1 protein-coding gene is annotated in these 799 nt (G+C 46.6%); it reads left to right on the top strand.

Annotated elements, in window-relative coordinates; all coding sequences use genetic code 11:
* Positions 1-790, top strand: a 790-nt coding sequence (locus HA41_RS19420; protein WP_094122113.1) for an IS30 family transposase, incomplete at its 5' end; no start/stop codon positions are given.
* Positions 791-799 lie beyond the last annotated feature (9 nt).

Raw genomic sequence — 799 nt, 5'->3', positions numbered from 1 at the left:
AAAACCTTGCAAGCTAATTGAAAGCCCCGCATTGTGTAACATCATTGCAGAGAAGATGCATCAGGACTGGTCGCCGGAGCAGATCGCCGGCTGGCTGAAACGCTGTTATCCGGATAGTCAGGAAATGCATGTGTCACACGAAACGATGTATAAAACGCTTTTTATACAAACCCGGGGTGCATTAAAAAAAGAACTGCAGCAATGCCTCAGAAGCAGAAGAGTCGTGCGTAGATCCAGAACATCATCGCTTAAAGGCAAAGGATTAGGGAAAATCCCGAATGCGATACCTATCAGCGAAAGGCCACCGGGAGTCGCAGACAGAGCCATACCTGGTCACTGGGAAGGTGATCTGATCCAGGGCTCGAAAAACTCCTATATCGTCACCCTCGTAGAGCGTCATTCCCGTTTTGTTATGCTGGCCAAAGTCAGGGACAATAAGACCATAACTGTTATATCTGCACTCATCAAACAAGCACGGGAGTTACCTGTTGAGCTTTATAAAACACTAACATGGGATCGAGGCGCTGAAATGACCAGCCACACTCGGTTTACTATAGCGACAGACATACAGATTTATTTCTGCGATCCTCAATCCCCCTGGCAACGCGGCTCAAATGAAAATACAAACAGATTACTCAGACAGTATTTTCCAAAAGGAACTGACTTATCGGTTCACAGCCAGCAAAGACTAAACAGTGTTGCCAGACAGCTCAACGAAAGACCGAGAAAAACGCTAGACTATGAATCACCCGCAGAGCGGTTTAATAAGTGTGTTGCATCCATCGCTTGAACTCACAGC

It is taken from the genome of Pantoea conspicua, assembly GCF_002095315.1.
GTDB classification, from domain to species: Bacteria; Pseudomonadota; Gammaproteobacteria; order Enterobacterales; family Enterobacteriaceae; genus Pantoea; species Pantoea conspicua.
This window is presented reverse-complemented; position numbering and strand designations above follow the sequence as displayed.